This window comes from Salipiger sp. HF18, assembly GCF_011806505.1.
Lineage (GTDB): Bacteria > Pseudomonadota > Alphaproteobacteria > Rhodobacterales > Rhodobacteraceae > Salipiger > Salipiger thiooxidans.
Map to the genome: position 1 here is coordinate 1 of NZ_JAATOS010000764.1, position 1,307 is coordinate 1,307.

1 protein-coding gene and 1 pseudogene are annotated in these 1,307 nt (G+C 71.5%); both read left to right on the forward strand.

What is annotated here, in order from left to right:
* Positions 1–208 (forward strand): annotated as a pseudogene (locus HC022_RS26705) (diguanylate cyclase); the annotation flags it as partial.
* A 48-nt stretch (positions 209–256) separates the two neighbouring features.
* On the forward strand, positions 257–1,267 hold the full coding sequence (gene folP / locus HC022_RS26710) for a dihydropteroate synthase (RefSeq protein ID WP_167454396.1): 1,011 nt from the start codon (positions 257–259) through the stop codon (positions 1,265–1,267).
* Positions 1,268–1,307: the final 40 nt, after the last annotated feature.

A 1,307-nucleotide genomic window follows, 5' to 3' on the forward strand; every position in this document is an offset into this window, starting at 1 on the left:
GGTGAGGAACGGCCAGATCTGCGTCTGGGCGCCGTCGAAGATCGTGCTCGACGCGACGCAGGGCCCGTCCACGCAGCCGCGGGATTCCGTAGCGCTCGCGGCCTGGTTCGCCGGGCTGGTCGAGGCCTGCGAGCTGGTCGCCATCGGCGAAACGCCGCCCGCCGAGGTCACCGTCCCGGTCCGCACCGTAACACTCGGAAACGGGTAGGACCGCGCCCGCTTGCCAAGGGGGCGGCGGCAGGGCTACAGACCCGGTATGCGTGATTATTATCGCCCCCTGGTTCGATCCGATTTCCCCCGTCCCGACACGGCGCTGTCGCTCGCCGGGGGTCCCCGCTGGTTCACCCACGTCGCCCGGCACCGGCGCGACGGCAGCGTGACCCGGCTTGCCGCGACCGAGGTTCCGCCCGAGGCGCTGGCCCGTCTCACCGCGCGGCGGCCGTCGCTGCTCGGCCTGCCGATGGACCGGGCCCAGATCATGGGCATCCTCAACGTCACCCCCGACAGCTTCTCGGACGGCGGCAGCGACCGCAACGCCGCCGAGGCGGCCCTGCGCGGACGGCGGCTGATCAAGGAGGGTGCCGACATTCTCGACATCGGCGGCGAAAGCACCCGTCCCGGCGCCCCCGAGGTGCCGAGCGGCGAGGAGATCGCCCGCACCGAGCCGGTGATCCGCGCGCTGGCCGGCGTGCCGATCTCGATCGACACCCGCAAGGCCAAGGTCGCCCGCGCCGCGGTGCGCGCCGGCGCCTCCATCGTCAACGACGTCTCGGGCCTGACCCACGACCCGGCGCTGGCCGGCTACTGCGTCGAGAACGGCCTTCCGGTCTGCGTCATGCATTCGCAGGGCGACCCCGAGACCATGCAGGACGATCCGGTCTACGAGAACGTGCTGCTGGACGTCTACGATTTCCTTGAGCGGCAGGTCGACATGCTCGAGGCGCAGGGCCTGGCCCGCGGCAAGATCATCGTCGATCCGGGCATCGGCTTCGGCAAGACGCAGGCGCACAACCTCGCGCTGCTGAACGGGCTCTCGCTGTTCCACGGGCTTGGCTGTCCGGTGCTGCTGGGCGTGTCCCGCAAGGGCTTCATCGGGCGCATCGGACGCGCCCCCGAGCCCGCGTCACGCGCGCCGGGCTCCATCGCCGTGGCGCTCGCCGGGATCGCGCAGGGCATCCAGATCATCAGGGTTCACGACGTGGCCGCAACCCGCCAGGCGCTCGCGCTGTGGCAGGCCGTCGAGCAGGGAGGCAAAGATGACGCGTAAGCTTTTCGGGACCGACGGGGTGCGCGGCACCGCCAACGCC

Coding starts and splice junctions, on each gene's coding strand:
- folP (WP_167454396.1), top strand. CDS start 257: ATGCGTGATTATTATCGCCCCCTGGTTCGATCCGATTTCCCCCGTCCC.